General features: G+C 36.3%; 26 protein-coding genes. 20 read left to right on the forward strand and 6 right to left on the reverse strand.

Going from position 1 to position 25,297, the window contains the following annotated elements:
* The coding region (locus tag SB773_RS23770) for a collagen-like repeat preface domain-containing protein (RefSeq protein ID WP_410592552.1) at window positions 1-677 on the reverse strand (677 nt) is incomplete at its 3' end.
* A 116-nt stretch (window positions 678-793) separates the two neighbouring features.
* Window positions 794-1,756 (reverse strand): tyrosine-type recombinase/integrase, encoded by a 963-nt coding sequence (locus SB773_RS23775; RefSeq protein WP_002128613.1) that lies wholly within the window; start codon window positions 1,754-1,756, stop codon window positions 794-796.
* Between the two features lie 113 nt (window positions 1,757-1,869).
* On the opposite strand from SB773_RS23775, the gene spoVK reads away from it, so the two are divergent.
* Window positions 1,870-2,826, forward strand: a complete 957-nt coding sequence (gene spoVK, locus SB773_RS23780; protein ID WP_002014481.1) for a stage V sporulation protein K — start codon at window positions 1,870-1,872, stop codon at window positions 2,824-2,826.
* A 31-nt stretch (window positions 2,827-2,857) separates the two neighbouring features.
* Here spoVK and SB773_RS23785 read toward each other — a convergent pair whose 3' ends face one another.
* A complete protein-coding gene (locus SB773_RS23785; RefSeq protein WP_002087943.1) occupies window positions 2,858-2,995 on the reverse strand; it encodes a hypothetical protein in 138 nt (45 codons plus the stop codon).
* Window positions 2,996-3,094: 99 nt separating this feature from the next.
* A complete protein-coding gene (locus tag SB773_RS23790; protein WP_002014478.1) occupies window positions 3,095-3,718 on the reverse strand; it encodes a trimeric intracellular cation channel family protein in 624 nt (207 codons plus the stop codon).
* A gap of 92 nt (window positions 3,719-3,810) precedes the next feature.
* Between SB773_RS23790 and hflX the strand changes: the two genes are divergently transcribed.
* From hflX to SB773_RS23825, 7 genes are all read left to right on the forward strand, one after another.
* Window positions 3,811-5,082, forward strand: a complete 1,272-nt coding sequence (gene hflX / locus SB773_RS23795; protein WP_410592556.1) for a GTPase HflX — start codon at window positions 3,811-3,813, stop codon at window positions 5,080-5,082.
* Window positions 5,075-6,346, forward strand: a complete 1,272-nt coding sequence (locus tag SB773_RS23800) for a methionine gamma-lyase family protein (protein WP_131245273.1) — start codon at window positions 5,075-5,077, stop codon at window positions 6,344-6,346. Before hflX ends, SB773_RS23800 begins: the two co-directional genes overlap by 8 nt.
* Window positions 6,347-6,520: 174 nt before the next feature.
* Window positions 6,521-6,910 carry a transcriptional repressor GlnR gene (gene glnR, locus SB773_RS23805; protein ID WP_002014475.1) on the forward strand — a complete coding sequence of 130 codons (390 nt, stop codon included), beginning with the start codon at window positions 6,521-6,523 and terminating at the stop codon, window positions 6,908-6,910.
* 48 nt (window positions 6,911-6,958) lie between these two features.
* Window positions 6,959-8,293: a type I glutamate--ammonia ligase gene (gene glnA / locus SB773_RS23810; protein ID WP_002014472.1), complete on the forward strand. Its 1,335-nt coding sequence runs from the start codon at window positions 6,959-6,961 to the stop codon at window positions 8,291-8,293.
* A gap of 293 nt (window positions 8,294-8,586) precedes the next feature.
* A complete protein-coding gene (locus SB773_RS23815) occupies window positions 8,587-8,910 on the forward strand; it encodes a PadR family transcriptional regulator (RefSeq protein ID WP_002066545.1) in 324 nt (107 codons plus the stop codon).
* Window positions 8,903-9,445, forward strand: a complete 543-nt coding sequence (locus SB773_RS23820; RefSeq protein WP_002128581.1) for a DUF1700 domain-containing protein — start codon at window positions 8,903-8,905, stop codon at window positions 9,443-9,445. The genes SB773_RS23815 and SB773_RS23820 overlap by 8 nt, the downstream gene beginning before the upstream one ends.
* Window positions 9,446-10,249, forward strand: coding sequence for a DUF4097 family beta strand repeat-containing protein (locus SB773_RS23825; RefSeq protein WP_410592560.1), 804 nt, complete (start codon window positions 9,446-9,448; stop codon window positions 10,247-10,249).
* A 103-nt stretch (window positions 10,250-10,352) separates the two neighbouring features.
* Here the strand turns inward: SB773_RS23825 and lexA are convergent, their stop codons facing one another.
* On the reverse strand, window positions 10,353-10,967 hold the full coding sequence (lexA, locus tag SB773_RS23830; protein ID WP_002087894.1) for a transcriptional repressor LexA: 615 nt from the start codon (window positions 10,965-10,967) through the stop codon (window positions 10,353-10,355).
* Window positions 10,968-11,108: 141 nt separating this feature from the next.
* On the opposite strand from lexA, the gene SB773_RS23835 reads away from it, so the two are divergent.
* Together SB773_RS23835 and SB773_RS23840 are read left to right on the forward strand one after the other, a co-directional pair.
* Window positions 11,109-11,765, forward strand: a complete 657-nt coding sequence (locus SB773_RS23835; protein ID WP_002128580.1) for a YneB family resolvase-like protein — start codon at window positions 11,109-11,111, stop codon at window positions 11,763-11,765.
* Window positions 11,766-11,810: 45 nt separating this feature from the next.
* Window positions 11,811-12,050, forward strand: coding sequence for a DUF896 domain-containing protein (locus SB773_RS23840; protein ID WP_002014431.1), 240 nt, complete (start codon window positions 11,811-11,813; stop codon window positions 12,048-12,050).
* A 40-nt stretch (window positions 12,051-12,090) separates the two neighbouring features.
* Here the strand turns inward: SB773_RS23840 and SB773_RS23845 are convergent, their stop codons facing one another.
* Window positions 12,091-13,674 carry a bifunctional metallophosphatase/5'-nucleotidase gene (locus tag SB773_RS23845; protein ID WP_410592564.1) on the reverse strand — a complete coding sequence of 528 codons (1,584 nt, stop codon included), beginning with the start codon at window positions 13,672-13,674 and terminating at the stop codon, window positions 12,091-12,093.
* Window positions 13,675-13,859: 185 nt separating this feature from the next.
* Here SB773_RS23845 and SB773_RS23850 point away from each other — a divergent pair, with 185 nt between their 5' ends.
* From SB773_RS23850 to SB773_RS23895, 10 genes are all read left to right on the forward strand, one after another.
* On the forward strand, window positions 13,860-14,798 hold the full coding sequence (locus SB773_RS23850; protein WP_002137777.1) for a phosphate/phosphite/phosphonate ABC transporter substrate-binding protein: 939 nt from the start codon (window positions 13,860-13,862) through the stop codon (window positions 14,796-14,798).
* Window positions 14,799-14,893: 95 nt separating this feature from the next.
* Window positions 14,894-15,667: a phosphonate ABC transporter ATP-binding protein gene (gene phnC / locus SB773_RS23855; RefSeq protein ID WP_410592566.1), complete on the forward strand. Its 774-nt coding sequence runs from the start codon at window positions 14,894-14,896 to the stop codon at window positions 15,665-15,667.
* The gene (phnE, locus tag SB773_RS23860; RefSeq protein WP_050000634.1) at window positions 15,664-16,458 is read left to right on the forward strand and encodes a phosphonate ABC transporter, permease protein PhnE; all 795 of its coding nucleotides are present in this window, start codon (window positions 15,664-15,666) and stop codon (window positions 16,456-16,458) included. Before phnC ends, phnE (SB773_RS23860) begins: the two co-directional genes overlap by 4 nt.
* The gene (gene phnE / locus SB773_RS23865) at window positions 16,458-17,261 is read left to right on the forward strand and encodes a phosphonate ABC transporter, permease protein PhnE (RefSeq protein ID WP_002014419.1); all 804 of its coding nucleotides are present in this window, start codon (window positions 16,458-16,460) and stop codon (window positions 17,259-17,261) included. The genes phnE (SB773_RS23860) and phnE (SB773_RS23865) overlap by 1 nt, the downstream gene beginning before the upstream one ends.
* Before the next feature lie 301 nt (window positions 17,262-17,562).
* Window positions 17,563-19,563, forward strand: coding sequence for a transketolase (tkt, locus tag SB773_RS23870; RefSeq protein WP_410592569.1), 2,001 nt, complete (start codon window positions 17,563-17,565; stop codon window positions 19,561-19,563).
* Between the two features lie 156 nt (window positions 19,564-19,719).
* Window positions 19,720-20,160 carry a sporulation inhibitor of replication protein SirA gene (gene sirA, locus SB773_RS23875; RefSeq protein WP_002014415.1) on the forward strand — a complete coding sequence of 147 codons (441 nt, stop codon included), beginning with the start codon at window positions 19,720-19,722 and terminating at the stop codon, window positions 20,158-20,160.
* A gap of 78 nt (window positions 20,161-20,238) precedes the next feature.
* On the forward strand, window positions 20,239-20,460 hold the full coding sequence (locus tag SB773_RS23880; protein WP_001132292.1) for a YneF family protein: 222 nt from the start codon (window positions 20,239-20,241) through the stop codon (window positions 20,458-20,460).
* 124 nt (window positions 20,461-20,584) lie between these two features.
* The gene (locus SB773_RS23885) at window positions 20,585-22,336 is read left to right on the forward strand and encodes an ABC transporter transmembrane domain-containing protein (RefSeq protein ID WP_002033485.1); all 1,752 of its coding nucleotides are present in this window, start codon (window positions 20,585-20,587) and stop codon (window positions 22,334-22,336) included.
* Window positions 22,336-24,099 carry an ABC transporter ATP-binding protein gene (locus tag SB773_RS23890; RefSeq protein ID WP_410592573.1) on the forward strand — a complete coding sequence of 588 codons (1,764 nt, stop codon included), beginning with the start codon at window positions 22,336-22,338 and terminating at the stop codon, window positions 24,097-24,099. The genes SB773_RS23885 and SB773_RS23890 overlap by 1 nt, the downstream gene beginning before the upstream one ends.
* A 139-nt stretch (window positions 24,100-24,238) precedes the next feature.
* Window positions 24,239-25,285 (forward strand): GH25 family lysozyme, encoded by a 1,047-nt coding sequence (locus SB773_RS23895; RefSeq protein WP_410592575.1) that lies wholly within the window; start codon window positions 24,239-24,241, stop codon window positions 25,283-25,285.
* Window positions 25,286-25,297 lie beyond the last annotated feature (12 nt).

Below are 25,297 nucleotides of genomic sequence, written 5' to 3' on the forward strand. Positions count from 1 at the left end.
CTAGGTCCGGTAGCACCAGTAGCGCCCGTGTTACCTCTAGGTCCGGTAGCACCAGTAGCGCCCGTGTTACCTCTAGGACCAGTGGAACCAGTAGCGCCCGTGTTACCTCTAGGACCAGTGGAACCAGTAGCGCCCGTGTTACCTCTAGGTCCGGTAGCACCAGTAGCGCCCGTGTTACCTCTAGGTCCAGTAGGTCCAGTAGGTCCTCTGCCGAACGAAGCTGAATTAACTAGAGTAGTTTGTAACTCTGCAATTAATTTAAGGAGTTCTTGGAGTGTACAAGGATCAATTCGGAATAACTTTGTAATGTAAAGTAAATAATTAATTAAAATTTGAAGTTCAACAAATACAGCACTTGCTACGAAGGTTGGATTTTTTAATATAGTTATTAAGTTTTTAATGATGGCTAATCCTTGTGCTTTCAGAGCGGAAGTAGTGTCTAGTGAACAGATGAATTTGCTTAGTAGGTGCAATGTATCTATTAGATCCTCAATGTTTTTGGGAGATGGATTGGCGAAAAGTTTAGGGATTATTTTTATTAAATCGTTAATGATTGCACGGAATGTCCTAATTTGCGCTTTAGTAATTGGAATTGTTGGGGTAGTTGGAATTCGTCCAGCGCTAGTTGGAAAGCAGGGATTGGAGTGTTTATTTTGATTGTCGTTAAAGCGAGACATTAAATCTCTCCTTTCTAATAAGAATGTGAACGAAACTCATCATAGTAGATGCAGGGAATAGCTAAATGGTCATAGTGAAATTGATTGTTTTGAGAAAAAAATAAAAAAACGCCTTATTATAGGGCGTTTTTTTTATTTTCAGCATATTGATAATATCGCTTTAGTGAAATTTTTGATTTGAAGCCAACTAATTTTATGATCTCTGGCTCTGGGGTTTGTTTTTTTATTAGGCGTAAAATAAATGTGTTCCGGAAATGTTGTCCAGAAATGCCTTTACGTAAATTCGCTCTTGCTACTTCAAGTCGGATCATTTTTTGGATAGCGATTTCTGTTAGTGCTTTTGGTGCATCGTTTTCGTATACCCATCTGTATGTTCCGCGGTTAAAATCGAATGCAACAAACAACGGGTCATTACTATGGTATTTAGGACGAACTGGTTCTGGAATACTTTTATAATATGTGTACAGTTGTTTTTTGTCTTCGATTGCTAATGTGATTGTTCTTTCTACTCCTGCGGTTGCTGGAATAGAAAGTGTATTAGTTTCAAAATGAACGTGATGCATAGTTAATGCTGTAAGCTCTTGTAAGGATAGTCCGTAGTCGATTAATATACTTAAAATGGCGATATTACGATCCATTAATAATGGACGAACGGGACGTTGTTTTTCTGAAAGTCCTTCTAATGAAGTGACTATATGCTTTAATCTTTTTTCTTCATCGGATGAAATGAAATCTTCATTACGCAATGCACGGTTTGGTTGAATAGTAATTTCCATATCATTCAATGGATTTGGAATGTTAAGAAAATGATGCATTCTATTTAATACAATAAATACACGATGCATTGTTTTCTCAGAGTAGTGTCGATTCTTTTTTAAGTCTGAAAAGTAATCTTCATAGTCTTTTGTACAAAGTGTTGCCCATATATTACTGGAAGGGAGCTTTTTGTTTTTTTCTAACCAATGTCCAAAATCTTCAATGTCATAAACATAACGTTTAATGGTTGAAGACTTTCGGCCTTTATTCAATAAAAAAATAGAAAAGGCTTGTATTGTATCATGGAATTCCGTTGTTTCCATAGTCCCACCACCTTGATTATTTCTTATATTATAGCAAACTTTTCTGAAAATAGGCATTTGCAAGAGGGACTGGAATAATAATATTTGGTGAGTGGATAAAATGAGGTGATTGTATGGAACAATCGATGCGTAAGAAAAATAACAATCAAATTAATATTGTATTAAACCATCGAAAGAAAATTTCGTTACCGGCATCAGAAAATAAAACGGTAATTTCAAGTGAAACCACTACTAAACATGAGATGTTGCAGAGAATTGAAGAAGAGATGGGAAAGCTTGTTGGGATGGATGAAATAAAAAAGATAATAAAAGAAATTTATGCTTGGATTTATGTAAATAAAAAAAGACAAGAGATGGGGTTGAAATCTGAGAAGCAAGTGCTTCACATGTTATTTAGGGGGAATCCCGGTACTGGGAAGACAACCGTTGCTAGAATGATAGGGAAATTGTTGTTTGAGATGAATATTTTATCGAAGGGGCATTTAGTTGAAGCGGAACGTGCTGATCTTGTGGGGGAGTATATCGGTCATACAGCGCAAAAGACGAGAGATTTAATAAAAAAGGCCATGGGAGGTATTTTGTTTATTGATGAGGCGTATTCTTTAGCGCGGGGGGGAGAGAAGGATTTTGGGAAGGAAGCTATTGATACACTTGTGAAGCATATGGAAGATAAGCAGCACGGTTTTGTATTAATTTTAGCTGGATATTCAAGAGAGATGAATCATTTTCTTTCATTAAATCCAGGGTTACAATCTCGTTTTCCGTTTATTATTGAATTTGCGGATTACTCGGTAAATCAGCTGTTGGAAATTGGAAAGAGAATGTATGAGGAGCGTGAATATCAGTTATCTAAAGAAGCGGAGTGGAAATTTCGAGATCATTTACATGCGGTAAAGTATTCGTCGCAAATTACATCGTTTAGTAATGGGCGATACGTACGGAATATTGTTGAAAAATCGATTCGTACACAAGCTATGCGATTGTTACAAGAGGATACGTATGATAAATATGATTTAATTGGGATATCAAGTATGGATTTAATGCTTGAAGAGGAGACGCACAGTACGTAAACTGTGCGTCTGTTTTTATGCATAAGTTCGTTTACTCTTTTTTTGCTTTTTCTTGGTGAGTTTTATGAAGACGTTCCATTTTAGCGCTCTTTTCGTGCGCTGAATTTGGATCATGTCCAAATTGGTTTACTGAGCTTTTTTGAGCTCCTTTATTAACATGGTTTGTCATTTGCATTCACCTCGCTTTAAAAATTAGTATAAACATTATGTAAAGAAAAACTCGTTAGAAAAGAAAAACCTCTTTACGATATGTAAAGAGGTTAGATTGCTATTTATGCATTGAGCGCTCCTTTGTATCGATGCGTCTATGTGGTAAATGCCATTTGTAATGAATAGAAACCATGCGGAAGCAAACAATTAAAATGAATAAGGTGTATAGAGCCCAATCGCTAACGATGACTTTAGCGCCAATCAAAAAACCGGCTAAAATCGTCCAAAACGCATATACATCAGCTCGAAGGACGAGAGGTTTTCTACGTGCTAAAAGATCACGAATAATACCGCCGCCAATGCCAGTTAAAACAGCAGCTACAATTGTAGCGCTAATTGGTAAATTTAATTTTTGGGCGTATAGAGCTCCTTGTACGGCGAACGCTGATAAGCCGATGGCATCTGTGATGTTTTCCCACTTTTTCCAATGCTTAATTAATTTATTAGGAAAAAGAAAAATGATCGTCATTGATAATAGTGCGATTTGGAATAACATGTCTTGTTGCCAAAACGCGACGATTGGATAACCGATTAATAAATTACGAAGGGCACCTCCCCCAAATGCGGTTGCCATTCCTAAAATATATACCCCGAAAATATCATAATCCTCTTCCATTGCAACAATTGCTCCGCTTAGTGCGAAAGCGATTGTGCCTATGATGCTAAAAATCTCCCATGCCATGAATTTTCTCCCCCGCTAACTAGATGAAATGTGCTTCCTCTGCTATTATATTAGAAGGTTTAAATTTCGAAAAGGATGAGTGAACATATTTGATGGAAGAAAAAGAAAAAATCATATTAGTTGGTTGTCAATTGCCACAAGATGATGATGAAAAATTTATGCATTCCATGAAAGAGCTTGCATCGCTAGCGAAAACTGCGCGAGCGGAAGTGTTAGTATCAACGACGCAAAAGCGCCCGAAGTTTCATCCGGCGACTTATATAGGAAAAGGTAAACTAGAAGAGCTTGCAGCGTTGACGGAAGAATTAGAACCAGCTGTTATTGTTTTTAATAATGAGTTAACACCAAGTCAAATTCGGAATTTATCTTCAGTATTAGATGCGAGAGTGATTGACCGAACGCAGTTAATACTAGATATTTTTGCGCAACGTGCGAAATCGAGAGAGGGTAAGCTTCAAGTAGAATTAGCTCAATTGCAATATACAATGCCGCGCCTTATGGGACAAGGTCTTGCTTTATCACGTCTTGGTGGTGGAATTGGTACAAGGGGACCAGGAGAGACGAAGCTTGAGACGGATCGTCGTCATATTCGATCTCGTATTGATGAAATAAAGAGACAACTTGCGGTTGTTGTGGAGCATCGAAAGAGATATCGTGAGAGAAGAAAAGATAATAAAGTGTTTCAAGTTGCGTTAATTGGGTATACAAATGCAGGAAAATCTACGTTGTTTAATAGATTAACGGAAGCTGATACGTTTGAAGAAAACTTATTGTTTGCAACGCTAGATCCGACGACAAGAAAGATGCCGTTACCTTCTGGTTATACAGTGCTTTTGACTGATACGGTTGGTTTTATACAAGATTTACCTACGTCACTAATTGCTGCTTTTCGATCTACGTTAGAAGAAGCTGGGGAAGCGGATGTTATTTTACATGTTGTTGATTCTGCAGATCCTAATTATGTAGGGCATGAGCAGACAGTAAAACAATTATTGTCGGACCTTGAAATTAATCGTATTCCTATTATTACGTTATATAATAAAAAAGATAAATTGCATCAAAACTTCATTCCATTTCCGAAAAGTGATTTCTTAATGACTAGTGCTTTTGAAGAAAGTGATTTATTGCGTATAAAAGAAGCGCTAGAAACGAAGATGAAGGAAGAAATGGATGATTATCAAGTGGAAATCCCTCCGAGTGAAGGTAGGTTATTAACGCTTTTAAAGACAGAAACAATATTAACTAAAATTGAGTTTCTAGAAGATAAATTTGTATATGATTGTACAGGGTATATATTTGCTCATTCATCGCTTAAGGGGCAATTAAAGAGATTTTTAGTGGAAGAAGGAGAAAATAATGTTTGATCGTTTGAAAAATGGAGAAAAAATTGCTCCAATTGTAAAAGAAGTAGAAAGTCAAATTATAGAAGTACATAAACATGTGGATGAAGTGATTGAGAGTAACCAATTTCGTGTATTAGAAAGTTTTCGTAAACACAAAATTAGCGATTCGCATTTTATTCCGACGACAGGTTATGGTTATGATGATATTGGTCGTGACACGTTAGAAAAAGTATATGCTGATGTATTTGGGGCAGAAGCGGGTCTTGTTCGTCCACAAATTATTTCAGGCACTCACGCAATTTCGACAGCTCTATTCGGTATTTTACGTCCAGGAGATGAACTGCTATACATAACAGGAAAACCATATGATACGTTAGAAGAAATCGTTGGTGTACGCGGAAAAGGTGTAGGTTCATTTAAAGAATATAATATTGGCTATAACGCAGTTCCGTTAACTGAAGAGGGATTTGTAGACTTTGAAGCTGTTGCAGCTGCGATCCATAATAATACGAAGATGATTGGTATTCAGCGTTCAAAAGGATATGCTACTCGTCCGTCGTTTACTGTTTCACAAATTAAAGAGATGATTGCGTTTGTGAAAGAGATTAAACCTGATGTTGTTGTATTTGTAGATAACTGCTATGGCGAATTTATTGAAGAAGAAGAGCCATGTCATGTTGGTGCGGACTTAATGGCAGGCTCTCTTATTAAGAATCCTGGCGGTGGAATTGTTAAAACTGGTGGTTACATTGTTGGTAAAGAGCAGTATGTTGAAGCGTGTGCATATCGTCTAACATCTCCAGGAATCGGTGCGGAAGCAGGGGCATCTTTATACAGTTTGCAAGAAATGTATCAAGGTTTCTTCTTAGCGCCGCATGTAGCGGGACAAGCGCTAAAAGGTGCGATTTTTACAGCTGCATTTTTAGAAAAGTTAGGGATGAATACATCACCAGCTTGGAATGCACCAAGAACAGATTTAATTCAGTCTGTTCAATTTGATGATAAAGATCGTATGATTGCGTTCTGTCAAGCGATTCAATATGCATCTCCAATTAATTCTCATTTCACTCCATATGCAAACTATATGCCGGGTTATGAAGATGATGTAATTATGGCTGCGGGGACGTTTATTCAAGGTGCAAGTATTGAGCTGTCGGCTGATGGTCCGATTCGTCCGCCTTATGTTGCTTACGTGCAAGGTGGGTTAACTTATTCGCATGTAAAGATTGCGATTTGTTCTGCGATTGATGCGTTAATTGAAAAAAAACTATTAACAATTTCTTAAAGGAAAGCTGTCGATTTCGGCAGCTTTTTTCGTGTGAAAGTAATGATTTGTGCCATTAGAAAAAAAATGAAAAAATTCACAAAAAAATCATGTAAGAAAAGCTAACATCTATTGACACTAAACATAACATGGTATAAAATGAGAAACAGTTAAGGCGAAGGAGGAACTGAAACAATGAAAGAAGATAGACGTTCTGCTCCGCTGTTTCCAATTGGTATTGTAATGGATTTAACACAATTATCTGCACGTCAAATTCGCTACTATGAAGAGCATAATCTTATTTTTCCAACCCGTACAAAAGGGAATCGTAGATTATTTTCATTTAACGATGTAGATAAATTGTTGGAAATTAAAGATTTGTTAGATCAAGGCTTAAATATGGCCGGAATTAAACAAGTATTGCAAATGAAAGAAAATCAAACAGAAGCAGTGAAAGTAAAAGAAGAAACGAAAGAAATTTCAAAATCCGAGCTTCGCAAAATTCTTCGAGATGAACTACAACATACAGGTAGATTTAATCGGACCTCATTGCGACAAGGTGACATTTCAAGGTTTTTTCACTAAAGATAACTGATTCTGAAGGTGTTTAGAGGGACTAAGGAGGAATTTATAATGGCTAGGTACACAAAAGAAGATATTTTCCGTTTGGCGAAAGAAGAGAATGTAAAGTATATCCGTCTGCAATTTACGGACCTTTTAGGGGTAATTAAAAACGTAGAAATTCCAGTGAGCCAATTAACAAAAGCTCTTGATAACAAAATGATGTTTGATGGATCTTCTATTGAAGGTTTCGTACGTATTGAAGAATCTGATATGTATTTATATCCGGATTTAGATACTTGGGTAATTTTCCCTTGGACAGCTGAAAAAGGTAAAGTAGCTCGTTTAATCTGTGATATTTACAATGCTGATGGTACTCCATTTGATGGCGATCCACGTAACAACTTAAAGCGTGTGTTAAAAGAAATGGAAGCATTAGGATTCTCAGATTTCAATCTTGGACCAGAGCCAGAATTCTTCCTATTTAAAGTTGATGAAAAAGGAAATCCAACACTGGAATTGAACGATAACGGTGGATACTTCGACCTTGCGCCGATGGATCTAGGGGAAAACTGTCGTCGTGATATCGTTCTTGAACTTGAAGAAATGGGCTTTGAAATTGAAGCATCTCACCATGAGGTTGCGCCAGGTCAACATGAAATTGACTTTAAATATGCAAATGCAATTCGCTCATGTGATGACATTCAAACATTCAAGCTTGTTGTAAGAACGATTGCTCGTAAACATGGTTTACACGCAACATTTATGCCGAAACCATTATACGGTGTGAACGGTTCAGGTATGCACTGTAACTTATCACTATTTAAAAATGGTGAGAACGTATTCTTCGATCAAAACGGTGATTTACAATTAAGTGATGATGCTCGTCACTTCATCGCAGGTATTTTAAAACATGCGCCAGCATTTACAGCGGTAGCAAACCCAACTGTAAACTCTTACAAGCGTTTAGTACCTGGATATGAAGCTCCATGTTACGTAGCATGGTCTGCACAAAACCGTAGTCCATTAGTGCGTATCCCTGCATCTCGTGGTATTAGTACACGCGTAGAAGTACGTAGTGTTGACCCAGCTGCGAACCCGTATTTAGTAATGGCTACATTATTAGCAGCAGGTCTTGATGGAATTAAAAATAAATTAACTCCACCAGCTGCAGTAGACCGTAACATCTACGTAATGACAAAAGAAGAGCGTGAAGAAGCAGGTATCGTTGACTTACCAGCAACATTAGCGCAAGCGTTAGTTACTTTACAATCTAATGAAATCGTATGTGGCGCATTAGGTGATCATTTACTTGAGCACTTCATTGAAGCAAAAGAAATTGAGTGGGATATTTTCCGCACGCAAGTTCACCAATGGGAACGCGACCAATATATGTCTCTATACTAAGAGAGAAAAAAGCCCTAATACTACGGTATTAGGGCTTTTTTTATTTATGGGCAAATATAAAGGCTTGTGAAATGAATTGGATGGGTGCCCGCAAAAAGTCATGTGGATTATTTAAAATGCGTGCTAGCTATGAATGAAAATGTGGAAGTTGAAATATGGTGTGGATGTATTTAATTCGAAAATTAAGTATTGAAAAATATAGTACCTTGCAATAAACAATACTAAGTGGTATATTATGGATAAAATAGCTACCGTTTATTGAACAGTACTAAAATGAGAAAGGGGGATTGTCCTTGAACGTTCAGTTTAAAAAAGGAGTGTTAGAACTGTGTGTATTGGCACTTGTAAAACGTAAGGATTGTTATGGATATGAACTTGTTCAGCAAATCTCTAATAAATTTTTAATATCGGAAGGTTCTGTATATCCGTTATTACGTCGTTTAACGAAAGAGGGATATTTTCAAACGTATTTAAAAGAATCCACGGAAGGACCGCCCCGTAAATATTATCAACTAACAGAGCAAGGAGAGATGCAACTTACTTTATTAGTAACAGAGTGGCGTGATTTTGCTAAAGGTGTTCAAGAAATTATTGAAGGGGTGGAATGGGATGAGTAAAGAGCAGTTTCTTAAAGAATTATCAAGTCATCTTAGAAAGTTACCAGAAGAAGAGCGACAAGATATTTTATTTGATTATGAAGAGCACTTTCAGTTTGGGATGGAAGAGGGGAAAACTGAATCAGAAATAATAAAGGGACTTGGCTCTCCGAAAGTAATTGCGAAAGACTTACTTGCGATGTATCGATTTGATGAAATGAAAAAAGATCCGTCGACTTCAAATGTGACAAGAGCTGTCATGGCAGCGGTTGGACTTAGTTTGTTTAATTTTATTATTGTGTTAGGCCCTTTAGTTGCAATTATAGCTTTTATATTTTCCTTTTGGGTCGGTGGGATTGCTAGTGTAGTGACGCCATTTTTCGTTATTGTAAAAGTATTTATGGGCACTTTTATATGGTTGGACCTTTTCGTTAGTATAACGTTTGTCGGAGTAGGTTTGTTGTTATGTATTGTAGCTTATTATAGTACGAAGTGGTTTAAAAGATTATGTGTACGCTATGTAGTCTGGAACTTCAAAATGATAAAAGGGGAGTAGATGATGAAAAAGATATTATTAGTAGCTATCGCTTGTATCATTATTGGAGTAATAGGGATTTCACAAACATATGAAAAAGCAGTACAAACTGCAGAAAAAGGAGATAAAGAGAACGTAATTAAAAACGAAATGCTAAAAAATGTAGAAGTTAAGTTAGATGCAGGGGATATTGTTGTCCAAAAATCTCCTGATTCCTCTTTTTATGTAAAGCAAAAAGGAGACGTAAGTAAACAGGAGATTCGTATTGCTGAAGATGGTGATACATTAAAAATCATAGGGGAAATAGAAAAAGGTGTTTCATTTGATTTTTCATTTTACAATTTCGGATTTCAAACGCCTACATTGACTATATTAGTACCTGAACGTTCTTATCAAGAGATAAAAGTAAATTCATCCGCTGGACAAATAGAAATAAGTAATGTGAAAAGTGACCGCGTAAGTGTTGAAACACTCGCCGGAGAAGTGGATTTGAAACATGTAACAGCAAAGAGTGTGGAGGGGTCTACAAAAGCTGGTGAGGTGAATTTTAAAAAAGTAATAGGGAAAGTAACAGCAAAAACGGCTAGTGGGGATATAGATATTATTGATCATGATTCTAAATATGATTTAGAGGTAAGTTCAACTGCTGGAGATGTAGATATTACTTTATTGGAAAAACCACAAGATGCAGTTATAACTGGGCAAACTGCTGCTGGAGACGTGACAATTTTTAATGAAGACAATAAAAATATAACGATTGGTAATGGTAGTAAAAAGATTAGCGGTAAAACCGCTGCTGGAGATGTTACTATTGAAACGCGTTAATAATTAATGAAACGCATTCTTTTGAATGAACGGAAATCTATCAAAATATAAAAAGAAGATAATTCCCTATATAAATAAGGGAATTATCTTCTTTTTATTATTTTTAATGTAAATCACGATATACGCCAATTACTTTTCCAATAACTGACACTTGTTTTAAAATAATAGGTTCTAGTGAAGAGTTTTCCGGTTGTAGACGGAAATGATCTTTTTCTTTATAGAAACGTTTAACAGTTGCTTCGTTATCTTCTGTTAAAGCAACTACAATTTCACCGTTGTATGCAGACTGTTGTTGGCGAACAACAACTAAATCACCATCAAAGATACCGGCTTCAATCATGCTATCTCCAGAAATGCGTAACATAAACACTTGATCTGCTCCAGCAACGATACTAGCTGGAAGTGGGAAGTGATCTTCTACACTTTCGACTGCTGTAATCGGTAAACCGGCAGTAACTTTTCCGATGATTGGAACTTGAATAACAGATTGTGTTTCCGTTCGGTTGTCACCTAAAATTTCAATTGCGCGTGGTTTTGTTGGATCGCGTCGAATATATCCCTTTTCTTCTAGTCGTGATAAATGTCCGTGCACTGTAGAACTAGAAGCAAGGCCGACTGCTTGACCGATTTCACGTACGGAAGGTGGATATCCTTTTTCTTGTACTTTTAGCTTAATAAAGTCGAGAATGTCTTGCTGGCGTTTCGTTAACTTTTCCATGTTTTCTAACACCTCGTTTTCTTTCATTTTTCTTATTATTAAGTATAACATGCGAAAAAACATTCTACAAACATAAGTTCGAACGAAAGGCAAATTTATGATACACTATAAGGAAAATATAGTGAGAAAGAAGGGTTCAAAATGAATGCAATTATTTATGCACGTGTGAGCACAACAAAAGAAGAACAGGAAACATCATTATTGCGTCAAAAAGATGAATTATTGCATTTAGCTGAGCGCTATCAAATGGATGTTACAAAGGTAATTGAGGAGCAGGCTAGCGGTTATACAATTGAACGTGATGGCATATTAGAAGTGCTAGATACAATTCGAGATGAACAAGTTGATGTACTACTTATACAAGATGAAACGCGTCTTGGTAGAGGAAATGCAAAGATTGCATTAATGCATTGTTTACATAAAGAGGGGATAAAAGTTTATACGCACACGCATAGTGGTGAATTACAGCTTTCAGATTCTGATTCGATGGTGCTAAATATAATTGGGATCGTTGAAGAGTATCAAAGAAAGATCCACAATTTAAAAATTAAACGTGGCATGCAAAGAGCAGTGGAGAAAGGATTTCGTCCAGAAAATAATTTGAAAAATCGTCATTTAAGCGTAGGACGTGAGAAAAAAGAAGTGCCAATTGAGGAAATTGTACGTTTGCGCCGGAATGAATTAACTTTTGAAGAAATTGCAGCAACACTTCGTGGTTTTGGTCATGATGTTTCAAAAGCAACTGTACATCGAAGGTATGTAGAATATACAAAGCAATTGCTTGATAAAGAGGACTAACTATTGTATGATAATAATCAGTTTTGAGTAGAAGGGGGATTCGAGATGCCAAGTCAAGAACTCATTGAACGCATTAACTTCTTAGCGAAAAAAGCAAAAGCTGAAGGCTTAACTGAAGAAGAACAACGTGAGCGCCAATCGCTTCGTGAACAATATTTAAAAGGATTTCGTCAAAATATGTTAAACGAATTAAAAGGAATTAAAGTCGTTAACGAAGAAGGCACGGACGTTACACCGGCGAAATTAAAAGCTTTAAAAAAGCAGGATAATGCAAAATTAAATTAAAAGATGGGCATAGCCCATCTTTTTTTATTTGTTAAAATTGTTATTTAATAACTTTCCAGTTTTCATTTTTTGTTGCTTCTATCTTTTTATGCTTCAATATATAGTTAGCGATAAGTTCAGACATATCTGTTGGTATGTCTTTTACTACTGGTTTATTTTGAAACATAAAGAAGTTCCCGCCACCGCTTGCACGATAATTATTCATAACAACGTCATATTCTTCATTCATATTAAGAGGAGCGCCTTTATACTGCAAAGACTCTACTCTCTCTCCAATTGGTTTTGAAATGTTTAATACATACGAAATCCCTTCCCACATATCGTAATTATAGTGTTGTGGTTTTGGTTCTATATAGGTAGGGTTTACGATGATGGTTCCATCTGCTTTTAATGTGAAATAAGAAGCAGAGAGTTCGAGAGCATCTTTTATATCCGCTCCGGTTATTCTAATTACTTTTAATGTATTTGGATAAATATAATTAGAAACGATGTCACGCATTGTTACATGTTTCGGGAAACCTGGAGATGTATTATGAAACAAACTTGTACAAGAAATTGAAACATTAGCTATATCCATCTGTATTTTATTTATGAATTCAATAAAAGGATGGTCTTGCAAACGTGTTTGCATAGCATCGGAAATTTGCATATCCCCATAAATTATTCCAATAGGTTTATCAAGCCAATTTTGTGTTTTCTCTTCATAATTGGCAACCAAGGAAAGAACATCTTGGTCTGCCACAATTCCTTGTACAGGCAATAACTCTGAATAACTCTCTTTTTTCACCCATTTTTGTTCTGCTTTTTCGAATGTTACTGTTACTTTTCCAACTGAGTGTCCATTGCATCCGGTCTGTAAAATTGTTACACCATTAATCACGGTGTGAGCGATTTCTCGGTGTTGGTGGCCTGTTAGTAAAATATCTATGCCTTCAATTTCATGGCACATTGCATATCCTTGGTTTTCACCTGTTAAAACTTCAGTCGGTACTCCGGTTTGTAAATCACGTTCAAATCCCCCGTGATAGGCTACGACTAGTAAATCTGGTTTTTCATGTTTATGGATGTAAGAAACCCATTTTTTTGTTGTTTCAAATGCATCTTCAAATTGTAAATCTTTAATATGATGTGCTTGTTCCCAATGGGGGATGTAATGCGTTGTCACCCCTAAAATAGCAATTTTTATATTTGATTCAATATGTTTTATTATATATGGTTTCCCGAAATAAGGTTCTTTTCTGTTTTTATCTAAAATGTTTGCTGATAGATAAGGGGAATTTGCAGTAGTCACAGCATTATTTAATATATCCATTCCGTAATTAAATTCATGATTTCCGATAATTGCAATGTCATACTCTAAGTAGTTGGCTAATAAGGACATTGGGTTTTCCATATCTTTTTCGTATGTAGCGTAATGATAAGTAAATGGTGTTCCTTGAATGAAGTCCCCGTTATCAATCAGAAGAACGTTTGCATTTTGAGAACGTTCTTTTTTTATGAGAGTAGAAATTTTAGCTAAACCAATTTCTGCTTTGGAGTTATCTTGGTAGTGAATTGGATACACAGTACCATGTACATCGCTTGTTAATAAAATATTTAAAGTTACAATTTGATTTTGATTCAACGCCATTCACCTTTTCTATAGTTATCTTTCAATTAATCATATCAAATATATGAAAAGAATTTTAATGTGAATGTATAGAATGTGTAAAGATTCTGTAAATAAGCAATTGTTTGTAAAAATATGTGATATATTTCTTCATGTTTATGGAAGGTTATTTTATAACAACGAAAAATGGAGGCATTAACATGTTGAAAAAAGTTTTTGCAATGAGCACAACAGTTGTACTAGCAGCGGGATTATTAAGTGGGTGTGGAACGAAGGAATCAAGTGCAAGTAAAAATGAAGATACGAAAAAAGGTTATGTACCGAAGACGCTAAATGTTCAATTTGTTCCTTCTCAAAATGCAGATACGTTAGAGGCGAAGGCAAAACCATTGGAAAAGCTATTAAGTGATAAATTAAACATTCCGGTAAAAGTTAGTATTTCAACGAATTACAATACAATTGTAGAAGCGATGGCATCTAAGCAAGTAGATGTAGGATTTTTACCTCCAACAGCGTATGTGTTAGCGCATGAGAAAAAGGCTGCAAACGTAATTTTACAGGCGCAACGTTTTGGGGTAGATGATGAAACTGGAGCTCCCACAAAGGATTTAGTAGATGTTTATAAATCAGAGTTTGTTGTTAAGAAAGATTCTAATATTAATAGTGTAAAAGATTTAAAAGGTAAAAAAATTGGCTATCAAGATGTAACATCATCAGCGGGTTATGTATGGCCTGCGGCTGTATTGTTAAAAGAGGGAATCGATCCGTTAAAGGATGTGAAACCTGTTACATTAAAAGGTCATGATCAGTCACTTATTGCTCTTTTAAATGGTGATGTAGATGCAGCTGTTGTATTCCAAGATGCTCGCAATATTGTAAAAAAAGATTATCCGAATATATTCGATCAAACGAAAATAGTAAAATTTACGGAGAAAATTCCAAACGATACGATTTCTGTACGTTCTGATTTAGATGCAGAGTGGAGCAAGAAATTACAGGATGCTTTCATTGAAATAGGAAAGAATGAGGAAGGGCACAAAATCATTAAAGAGGTATACTCACATGAAGGATACGTTAAATCTGATGATAGTAAATTTGATATCGTTCGTGAATATGGAAAGAAAGTGAAAACGCAATAATACATATGGAAATGGCGACTAACTGGAAAGTGTGTGATTTCAGTTAGTTTGCCGTTTTTCAGTTATTGATAATACATAGAAGGTAGGTAAGATGTGTGATAGAGTTTCGAAATGTTTCCAAAGTGTATCCGAATGGTACAAAAGGATTGAATAATATAAACTTGAAAATTCAAAAAGGTGAGTTTGTTGTAATGGTCGGGCTATCCGGTGCTGGAAAATCAACACTTCTCAGATCGGTAAATCGCCTTCATGAAATCACAGAAGGAGAAATCATTATTGAAGGGGAGTCTATTACTGCTGCAAAAGGAAAAGGATTACGACGCATGCGCCGAGATATTGGTATGATTTTTCAAAGCTTTAACCTTGTGAAGCGATCAATGGTACTGAAGAATGTATTAGCTGGGCGGGTTGGATATCATTCTACATTGCGTACAACGTTAGGTCTGTTTCCGAAAGAGGATGTGGAGCTTGCATTCCAGGCGCTGAATAGAGTGAATATCTCAGAAAAAGCATATGCACGAGCTGATGAATTATCAGGGGGACAACAGCAACGTGTATCAATTGCTAGAGCATTGGCACAAGAAGCGAAAATCATATTGGCAGATGAGCCTGTTGCTTCGTTAGATCCTCTGACAACAAAGCAAGTAATGGATGATTTGAAGAAAATTAATGAAGATTTTGGAATTACGACAATTGTAAACTTACATTCTATTGATTTAGCGAGGCAATATGCTACTCGTATTATTGGATTACATGCTGGTGAAATTGTTTTTGATGGATTAGTAGAAGAGGCAACGGATGAAAAATTCGCTGAAATTTATGGGGACGTATCTCAGAAAGGCGCATTATTAGAGGTGGCAGCTAAATGAATGAAGTGACGATATATTCGAAATCGATACCGAAGCCGCCGAGTAAATTGAAACATATGTTAACGGTTATTTTAGTTATTTTACTGTTGTGGGGTAGTAGTGTACAGGTCGACGCATCATTTTCAAAACTAGTAGTTGGTTTTCCGAATATGATGGATTTATTGAAGGAAATGGTGCCACCAGATTGGAGTTATTTTCAAATTATTACAACAGCAATGTTAGATACAATACGTATGGCGATTATTGGAACGACTTTAGGGGCGATTTTAGCCATTCCACTTGCACTATTTGCGGCAAGTAATGTATTTACTAGTGTATTTTTGTACAGTCCAGCTCGATTGATTTTAAATTTTATACGAACAATACCAGATTTATTATTAGCGGCTATTTTTGTAGCGATTTTTGGAATAGGACCACTTCCAGGTATTTTGGCTCTTACTTGTTTCTCCGTTGGACTCGTAGCGAAATTATTGTATGAGTCAATTGAATCAATTGATCCAGGTCCATTAGAAGCAATGACAGCTGTAGGAGCGAATAAGGTGCAATGGATAGTTTATGGGGTCATTCCGCAAGTGAAAGCGCACTTCGTCTCCTATGTACTTTATACATTTGAGGTGAATGTACGTGCAGCAGCTGTTCTAGGTTTAGTAGGAGCAGGTGGGATTGGATTATATTATGATCGTACACTTGGATTTTTACAATATCAACAAACTGCTTCTATTATTATTTATACCCTTGTTGTTGTATTGCTAATTGATTATATAAGTACATTGTTGCGGGAGAAATTATAATGAGTAAAACGATGATAATCATACCAAAACCGAAGAAACTGAGTGTAAATCGCTGGATTATTTTTATAGCACTTACAGTTGTATATGTATGGGCCTTTTCAGGAGTCCCGTTAGAGGGAATAAAGAATACGGCGGGAGAAATTACAAAAGCCATTATGACAGGCGTATTGAACCCAGATTGGTCGTATGTATCTTTGCCAGATGGTGAAGATTTATTACACGGTTTAATTGATACGTTGGCAATTGCGATATTAGGTACATTTATTTCTGCTTTTTTATCTGTTCCATTTGCTTTTTGGGCGGCAACGAATATGAGTAGTGGAAAATTAACTTCAGGAACTGGGAAATTTGTACTTAGTTTTGTTCGTACATTTCCTGAATTAGTTATGGCTCTTTTATTTATAAAAGCTGTTGGTCCAGGCTCTTTTGCCGGAGTTCTAGCTTTAGGGTTACACTCTATCGGAATGTTAGGGAAACTATATTCGGAAGGAATTGAAAATATAGATAAGGGACCGACGGAAGCGTTAATAGCAACGGGTGCAAATCGGTTTCAAATACTTTGGTATGCCGTATTACCACAAGTGTTACCGGATTTTCTATCGTATACGTTATACAGGTTTGAAATTAATGTACGATCCGCTGCGATTTTAGGTGTTATTGGAGCAGGTGGTATTGGTACGCCATTAATTTTTGCACTTAGTTCACGTAATTGGTCTCGTGTGGGAATTATTTTATTAGGTATCATTTTAATGGTAATTATAATTGATTTTATTTCAAGTTCTATTCGTAAGCGGATTATTTAATTTGTTTTAAAAGCATCTAATTCAGATGCTTTTTTGTATTTTTAAAGGTTATCAAAAAAGAGATATATCAGAAATTAGTATATGTGTATAAATATACAGATAATTATCTTTATTTTTAAAATAAAAACAATTAAAAAGTATGTCATATTGAATGCCCATACATTCCCTGAATCACTGTATTTTTTATGAAAAATCAAAAAAACATCAACATATTTGTCGATACATGTTGTATAATCTTGCGTGGGAAGCTATCATATAAATGTATAAAACGTTTACTAACATACGCGAAGGGAAGAATAGCATGTCACATTCAATCGAACAACTTTCTATCAACACGATTCGCACATTATCCATTGATGCGATTGAAAAAGCAAACTCTGGTCACCCAGGAATGCCAATGGGTGCAGCACCAATGGCTTATACATTATGGACTCAATTTATGAAACACAATCCAAATAACCCAACGTGGTTTAACCGCGATCGTTTCGTATTATCTGCAGGTCATGGTTCAATGTTACTATACAGCCTACTTCATCTATCTGGTTATGACTTAACAATGGATGATTTAAAGAACTTCCGTCAATGGGGAAGCAAAACTCCAGGACATCCTGAGTACGGTCACACAGCAGGTGTAGACGCAACAACTGGTCCACTTGGACAAGGTATTGCAACTGCTGTTGGTATGGCGATGGCTGAAAGACATTTAGCGGCTAAATACAACCGTGATGCGTATAATGTAGTAGATCATCATACATACGCTATTTGTGGTGATGGAGATTTAATGGAAGGCGTTTCTGCTGAAGCATCTTCATTAGCTGCTCATTTACAATTAGGTCGTCTTGTAGTACTTTACGATTCAAACGATATTTCATTAGATGGCGATTTAAATCGTTCATTCTCTGAAAGTGTAGAAGATCGTTACAAAGCATACGGGTGGCAAGTAATCCGTGTTGAGGATGGAAACGATATTGAAGCAATCGCAAAAGCAATTGAAGAAGCGAAAGCTGACGAAAAACGCCCAACGCTAATTGAAGTAAGAACGACAATTGGTTTCGGTTCTCCAAACAAATCAGGAAAATCAGCTTCACATGGTTCTCCACTTGGTGCAGACGAAACAAAATTAACGAAAGAAGCATACGCTTGGACTGCTGAACAAGACTTCCATGTAGCAGAAGAAGTATATGACAACTTCCGTAAAACAGTACAAGATGTTGGTGAAACGACGCAAGCTGCGTGGAACACGATGCTCGGTGAATATGCACAAGCATATCCAGAATTAGCAAACGAACTGCAAGCAGCAATGAACGGTCTTCTTCCAGAAGGTTGGGAACAAAGCTTACCAACTTATGAATTAGGATCAAAAGCAGCAACACGTAATTCTTCAGGTGCTGTAATTAATGCAATTGCAGAGTCTGTACCATCATTCTTTGGTGGATCAGCTGACCTTGCTGGTTCTAACAAAACATATATGAATAATGAAAAAGACTTCACAAGAGCTGATTACAGCGGTAAAAACATTTGGTACGGTGTTCGTGAGTTTGCGATGGGTGCAGCAATGAACGGTATTGCACTACATGGCGGTTTAAAAACTTACGGTGGTACGTTCTTCGTATTCTCTGACTACTTACGTCCAGCAATTCGCCTTGCAGCATTAATGCAATTGCCTGTAACGTATGTATTCACACATGATAGTATCGCTGTTGGTGAAGATGGTCCAACACATGAGCCGGTTGAACAATTAGCAGCACTTCGTGCAATGCCAAACGTTTCTGTTATTCGTCCAGCAGACGGTAACGAATCAGTTGCAGCTTGGAGACTAGCTCTAGAATCAACAAAAACACCAACTGCATTAGTGTTAACTCGTCAAGATCTTCCAACATTAGAAGGTGCAAAAGACGATACTTATGAAAAAGTAGCAAAAGGTGCATATGTAGTTTCTGCAAGCAAGAAAGAAACTGCTGATGTAATCTTAATTGCAACTGGATCTGAAGTAAGCTTAGCAATCGAAGCGCAAAAAGCTCTAGCAGCAGACGGCGTTGATGCAGCTGTTGTTAGCATGCCATCTATGGATCGCTTTGAAGCTCAAACTGCTGAGTACAAAGAATCTGTACTACCAAAAGCAGTAACGAAACGTTTCGCAATTGAAATGGGTGCTACAATGGGATGGCACCGTTATGTAGGTCTTGCTGGAGATGTACTAGGTATTGACACATTCGGTGCTTCTGCTCCTGGTGAGAAGATTATGGAAGAGTATGGATTTACTGTAGAGAACGTTGTTCGTAAAGTAAAAGAAATGCTTTAATGATTTTAGAAAAATCTCTCCAGCATGGGGAGATTTTTCTATGTAATTGAGTTTTTTCGACAGGAAAAGTTTTTTCTCTCTCCGTAGTCAGACAATCATTGCAAATCTTCTCTTATATAATGTAGGGAAAAGGTTGTCCAGATCGGGAGGGGAAAAATGAAAACGTATGAATTGTATTTAATTCAAGAGGATATTGCGAAAGCTTACTTTGGTCGTGAATATTTGTTTTTTGATTTATTTGCTCGATTTTCAGAATCTGGGTTCCTTTCGGAGAAGAAAGTATTATATAAACAAATGACGTATATTACGATGCCGTTACAAGTAATGAAAATTCATCATAAATTAGAACAAGCTTTGCGTGTTCTTGGTAAATATGAAAGAACAAATCATACTCATACGCTTTATACAGGAGCCGAATACGGAGAAATAATGGTGAAACCACAATATATTCGAATAAATACTTCTGGAAATGTATCCATGGAAACAACTTTCTTTGAGGTGCTTAGAAAGTGTGAGTTAACATTTTTAGCGATGGATTATGAAAATAAAAAGTACGGTTGGTTAAATCCTCTCAAACAAGTACGAACATATGTGTAAAAAATGTCGAATAGTATCTTGTCTTATTGAAAAGGTTTTAGTACACTGTAAGGTAGACAACATGAAGGAGGAAAAGATATGCCAATGTGGTTAGGTATTCTAGTGGGCGTAGTAGCACTAGTAGCAGGCGTGGCGTTAGGATTTTTCATTGCCCGCAAATACATGATGAATTACTTACAAAAAAATCCACCAATTAACGAACAAATGTTAAAAATGATGATGATGCAAATGGGACAAAAACCTTCCCAAAAGAAAATCAATCAAATGATGAGCGCGATGAACAAGCAACAAACGAAATAAGCGCCAAAGGGCACTCTTACCGAGTGTCCTTTTCTTTTGGTTATAAAACATATTTAAAACTTTCAAATATTCTGTATTTTTGTTACACTGAAAACATCGCTCATTTTAAGGGAGGAGGATAAATATGAAAGTGTTTTTTAATTTAGCTTGGTTTTTTAAGCAAGAAAAACGAGCGTACATAATCGGAATTATTATGTTATTTGGTGTCGCACTTCTTGAACTTGTAGCGCCAAGAGTACTAGGGATTGTAGTAGATGAAATTAATAGTGGAACATTAACGTCTGAAAAATTGTTGAACTGGGTTATTCTATTAGTAGTTGTAGGAATTATGATGTATATATTACGTTACTTATGGCGTATTATGATTTTTGGATCTTCTTTAAAACTAGCTCGTCAACTGCGAAAGAATCTATATGAACATTTTACTAAGATGAGCCCATCTTTTTATCAATCACGTCGCACAGGCGATTTGATGGCACATGCGACAAATGATATTCAGGCGATTCAGCAAACTGCGGGGGCAGGTGTTTTAACACTCGTTGATTCATTAGCTGTTGGAGGATGTGTACTCGTAGCGATGGGATTTACAATTAGTTGGAAGTTAACGTTATTAAGTTTAATTCCGATGCCAATTGTAGCTATTTCTACAAATTATTATGGAACTTTATTGCATAGAAGATTTCATAAGGCACAGCAATCGTTTTCTGAAATCAATGATAAAGTGCAAGAAAGTATGAGTGGGATGAAGGTAATTCGCTCACTTGGACAAGAGAAAGAAGATTTACAAGCGTTTCGGAAAAAATCTGAAGATGTCGTACATAAAAATATGCTAGTTGCACGTATTGACTCGTTATTCGATCCAACGATTTCCCTAATTGTCGGATTTTCATTTTTGATCGCAATTTGTTACGGATCATTATTAGTCGTACGAGGTGAATTAACTGTAGGGGAATTAGTAACATTTACAACGTACTTAGGGACACTTGTATGGCCAATGTTAGCTTTTGGATGGCTATTTAATATTATGGAGCGTGGACGTGCTTCGTATGATCGTGTGGAGAAAATATTTTCACAAACTTCAGATGTAGTGAATAAGGAAAATGCTATACATGCTATAGCAAGTGGTGATGTTTCGTTTGCTGTTGATTCGTTTTCTTATAAAAAGAATGAACTATTAAACTTAAAAGATATTTACTTTAACTTAAGAAAAGGTGAAACGTTAGGAGTTGTAGGGCGTACTGGTGCAGGGAAGACGACGTTATTAAAATGTTTAATTCGAGAGTATGATCATTTTAATGGTGAATTAAAAGTTGGGGAGCGGGATATTCGAGATTTAACACTTCACGGTGTGCGTTCTGCAATTTCATATGTACCGCAAGATCACTTTTTATTTTCAGCGAGTATTGGGGAGAACATTGCTTTCGGAAAGGCCGATGCTACATATAAAGAAATTAGCCGAGCTGCTGATATTGCTTGTATTCATAATGATATATTTCAATTTCCAGAAGGGTATGACACTGTAGTAGGTGAAAGGGGCGTTTCACTATCAGGAGGTCAAAAACAGAGAATCTCTATTGCGCGTGCATTATTAACAAATGCTGAAATTTTAATATTAGATGATTGTTTATCAGCCGTAGATGCAAAAACAGAAGAAACTATTTTAACTGCATTGAAACGAGAAAGGGCAGAGAAAACGACGATTATTACTGCCCATCGTTTAAGTGCTATTCAGCATGCAAATCTTATTCTTGTTATTGATGAAGGTAGGGTTATGCAGCGAGGGACACATGAGCAATTAATGAAAGAAAATGGTTGGTATAAAGAAATGTACGAAAGCCAGCAGTTAGAGGCATTAGTAGAGAAAGGAGGCGTATGATGGCTGAGAAAAAACGGAGTGATTTAAGAAGGTTGCTTTCTTATATGAGGCCCTATAAAGGGTTATTGGCGTTAGCATTTTTATTTCTAGTTGGTGCAACTGTAACTGAAATGATGGGTCCTTTTTTAATTAAACAATTTCTTGATGAACACTTAGTGCCAGGTAACTTTGAACAATCAGCACTTGTAACCCTATTTGTAGTGTATATTATTGCTCATTTATTAAAAGTATTATTTACTTATTTAGACTTATTGTACTTTCAAAATATCGCTTTTAAGATTGTCCAAGATATGCGAGTTGAAGTGTATGAACATGTTCAAAAATTGTCATTAAGCTTCTTTGATCGTACGCCGATTGGTACGCTTGTATCTCGCATAACGAATGATACAGAAGCGATTAAGGATTTTTATGTTAGTGTACTATCAACATTCGTGAAAAATGTAGTCTTTTTAGTAGGGATTTTAGTAGCGATGTTTTTATTAGATGTAAAATTAGCGCTATTTTCGCTCATATTAATTCCGGTAATGTTTGCAATTATGGTGTTGTATCAACGGAAAAGTGCAGCTTTTTATTTAGAGGTACGTAATCAGCTGAGTATATTAAATGCAAAGTTAAATGAGTCCATTCAAGGTATGAATATTGTTCAGGTGTTCCGGCAAGAAAAGCGGATGAGAAAAGAATTTGAAGAAGTGAACAATAAACATTTTAGTGCTGGACGTCGTACATTGAAATTAGATGCATTACTTTTACGTCCAGCAACAGATCTTGTTCATATTGTAGCAATTGCGTTAGTACTTGGTTTATTCGGAATCGATGCTTTAAAGAGTCCTGTTGAAGTAGGGGTTTTATATGCTTTCGTTAACTATATTCATCGTTTCTTCCAGCCGGTAAATGAGATGATGATGAAACTATCTTTCTTCCAGCAAGCGCTTGTTTCATCATCGCGTGTATTTCATTTAATGGATGATAAAGATTTAGCTCCTGTTCAAATGGGGAGTGAACAGCCACGAGTAGCTAACGGGGAAATTCAGTTTAAAGATGTTACTTTTTCATATGATGGAAAGCGTGATGTTTTAAAAAATGTATCTTTTCACGTAAAGCCAGGGCAAACGGTTGCTTTCGTAGGGCATACTGGTAGCGGAAAGAGTACGATTATGAATTTATTAATGAGATTTTACAATATTAAATCAGGAAATATTGTAATAGACGGAGTAGATTTAGAGCAGTTTGAAGAACAAGAAATTCGAAAGAAAATTGGTCTTGTGCTGCAAGATGCATTTTTATTTGCTGGAAATGTAAAGCAAAATATTCGTATGTATAATGAAGAGATTACGGATGAAGAGATAGAGGAAGCGGCAAAGTTTGTGCAAGCGAATACGTTTATTGAAAAATTACCAGAGCAGTATGATACAGAAGTTGTCGAAAGAGGAGCTGCATTTTCTAGTGGTCAAAGGCAATTAATTGCTTTTGCTAGAACGATAGCAACCAATCCGAAAGTATTAGTGTTAGATGAAGCGACGGCAAATATTGATACAGAAACAGAGGAGGCTATCCAAACGGCATTGCAGCAAATGCGAAAAGGTAGAACAACGATAGCGATTGCGCATAGATTGTCTACAATCCAAGATGCGGATCAAATATTTGTTATGCATGAAGGGGAAATTGTAGAAAGCGGAATACATCAAGAGTTACTTAGTAAACAAGGACTTTACTACAATATGTACTTGCTACAAAATAAAGGGAGTTTGCAACAGGCCTTGTAGAATTACAAGGTCTTTTTTCTATTCTCTCAGATATTAAAATGTAATAAAATTTTCGAAATATGTGAGAGGTTTGTCGTGTCCTTTAACTAGAGTTGTACATATTGTATATAGAATAACAAAATTTGATAGGAGCTTTTATATGCAAAATAGATCCAGTTCAAATATTACGTTTATTGATGTGTCTCATTGGGAAGGAAACATTAATTGGAATGCTGTGAAGTCATCTGGCATTCCAGCGGCGTACGCAAAAGCGACGGAAGGTGTGAACTATATTGACCCGACTTTCGTTCAAAATGTACAAGCTGCGAGAAATGCGAATGTATTAATTGGTGCATATCATTTTGCTCATCCAGAACAAAATGATGCAATTTCAGAAGCGAAATATTTTGTGAATATATTACAGAGTAATCAGACGGACTTAATCCCTGTTTTAGATTTAGAATCGCCAGCGGATACTAGCAATAGTAGTTTAACGGGTGCGACTATATCGAATTGGGCAAGAAGTTTCGTAAATTATGTGAAACAAGCTACTGGGAAAAATGTAATGTTATATACAGGAGTTTGGTATATTAATGAATTTGGAATTAGCGGGTTAAGTGACATTCCACTATGGATTTCCAGATATTCTAGTATACCGCCTGCTGATGCTGGTGGATGGACAGAGTGGACAGCATGGCAGTACACAGATTCTGGTCAAATTTCAGGTGTAGGGAATTGTGATGTATCAGCAGCTGTTTCATTAGAAGCTTTACAAGGAAATGGAGCAAGTGGTGGAGGTAATGTTTCCACGCCTAATAATGCGACTCCAGTATACGGAGTTGCTGTAATTAATGGAGATAATGTGAATTTACGAAGTGGACCATCTTTACAGTCTAGTGTAATTCGCCAATTGAATCGTGGCGAATCATATGAAGTTTGGGGAGAACAAAATGGATGGCTCTGCTTAGGGACAAATCAGTGGGTATATAATGATCCAAGTTATATTCAGTATAAACATTATGTAGCAACTATTACTGGCGATAATGTGAATCTGCGAGATGCTCCATCATTAAACGGGAATGTTATAAGACAGTTACATCATGGTGAATCATATCGAGTATGGAGTAAGCTAGATGGATGGCTTTGCTTAGGGACAAATCAATGGGTATACTATGATTCAAGTTATATTCAATATGTTGTACAATAAAGTGAACTTAAA

Source organism: Bacillus sp. SIMBA_074 (assembly GCF_046534555.1).
In the GTDB taxonomy this organism is placed as follows: domain Bacteria; phylum Bacillota; class Bacilli; order Bacillales; family Bacillaceae_G; genus Bacillus_A; species Bacillus_A mycoides.

Excerpts from the sequence above, each read along its gene's own strand:
- SB773_RS23775 (WP_002128613.1), bottom strand. The coding sequence starts at position 1,756 with ATGGAAACAACGGAATTCCATGATACAATACAAGCCTTTTCTATTTTT.
- spoVK (WP_002014481.1), top strand. The coding sequence starts at position 1,870 with ATGGAACAATCGATGCGTAAGAAAAATAACAATCAAATTAATATTGTA.
- SB773_RS23785 (WP_002087943.1), bottom strand. The coding sequence starts at position 2,995 with ATGACAAACCATGTTAATAAAGGAGCTCAAAAAAGCTCAGTAAACCAA.
- SB773_RS23790 (WP_002014478.1), bottom strand. The coding sequence starts at position 3,718 with ATGGCATGGGAGATTTTTAGCATCATAGGCACAATCGCTTTCGCACTA.
- hflX (WP_410592556.1), top strand. The coding sequence starts at position 3,811 with ATGGAAGAAAAAGAAAAAATCATATTAGTTGGTTGTCAATTGCCACAA.
- SB773_RS23800 (WP_131245273.1), top strand. The coding sequence starts at position 5,075 with ATGTTTGATCGTTTGAAAAATGGAGAAAAAATTGCTCCAATTGTAAAA.
- glnR (WP_002014475.1), top strand. The coding sequence starts at position 6,521 with ATGAAAGAAGATAGACGTTCTGCTCCGCTGTTTCCAATTGGTATTGTA.
- glnA (WP_002014472.1), top strand. The coding sequence starts at position 6,959 with ATGGCTAGGTACACAAAAGAAGATATTTTCCGTTTGGCGAAAGAAGAG.
- SB773_RS23820 (WP_002128581.1), top strand. The coding sequence starts at position 8,903 with ATGAGTAAAGAGCAGTTTCTTAAAGAATTATCAAGTCATCTTAGAAAG.
- SB773_RS23825 (WP_410592560.1), top strand. The coding sequence starts at position 9,446 with ATGATGAAAAAGATATTATTAGTAGCTATCGCTTGTATCATTATTGGA.
- lexA (WP_002087894.1), bottom strand. The coding sequence starts at position 10,967 with ATGGAAAAGTTAACGAAACGCCAGCAAGACATTCTCGACTTTATTAAG.
- SB773_RS23835 (WP_002128580.1), top strand. The coding sequence starts at position 11,109 with ATGAATGCAATTATTTATGCACGTGTGAGCACAACAAAAGAAGAACAG.
- SB773_RS23840 (WP_002014431.1), top strand. The coding sequence starts at position 11,811 with ATGCCAAGTCAAGAACTCATTGAACGCATTAACTTCTTAGCGAAAAAA.
- SB773_RS23850 (WP_002137777.1), top strand. The coding sequence starts at position 13,860 with ATGTTGAAAAAAGTTTTTGCAATGAGCACAACAGTTGTACTAGCAGCG.
- phnE (WP_050000634.1), top strand. The coding sequence starts at position 15,664 with ATGAATGAAGTGACGATATATTCGAAATCGATACCGAAGCCGCCGAGT.
- phnE (WP_002014419.1), top strand. The coding sequence starts at position 16,458 with ATGAGTAAAACGATGATAATCATACCAAAACCGAAGAAACTGAGTGTA.
- tkt (WP_410592569.1), top strand. The coding sequence starts at position 17,563 with ATGTCACATTCAATCGAACAACTTTCTATCAACACGATTCGCACATTA.
- sirA (WP_002014415.1), top strand. The coding sequence starts at position 19,720 with ATGAAAACGTATGAATTGTATTTAATTCAAGAGGATATTGCGAAAGCT.
- SB773_RS23880 (WP_001132292.1), top strand. The coding sequence starts at position 20,239 with ATGCCAATGTGGTTAGGTATTCTAGTGGGCGTAGTAGCACTAGTAGCA.
- SB773_RS23885 (WP_002033485.1), top strand. The coding sequence starts at position 20,585 with ATGAAAGTGTTTTTTAATTTAGCTTGGTTTTTTAAGCAAGAAAAACGA.
- SB773_RS23890 (WP_410592573.1), top strand. The coding sequence starts at position 22,336 with ATGGCTGAGAAAAAACGGAGTGATTTAAGAAGGTTGCTTTCTTATATG.
- SB773_RS23895 (WP_410592575.1), top strand. The coding sequence starts at position 24,239 with ATGCAAAATAGATCCAGTTCAAATATTACGTTTATTGATGTGTCTCAT.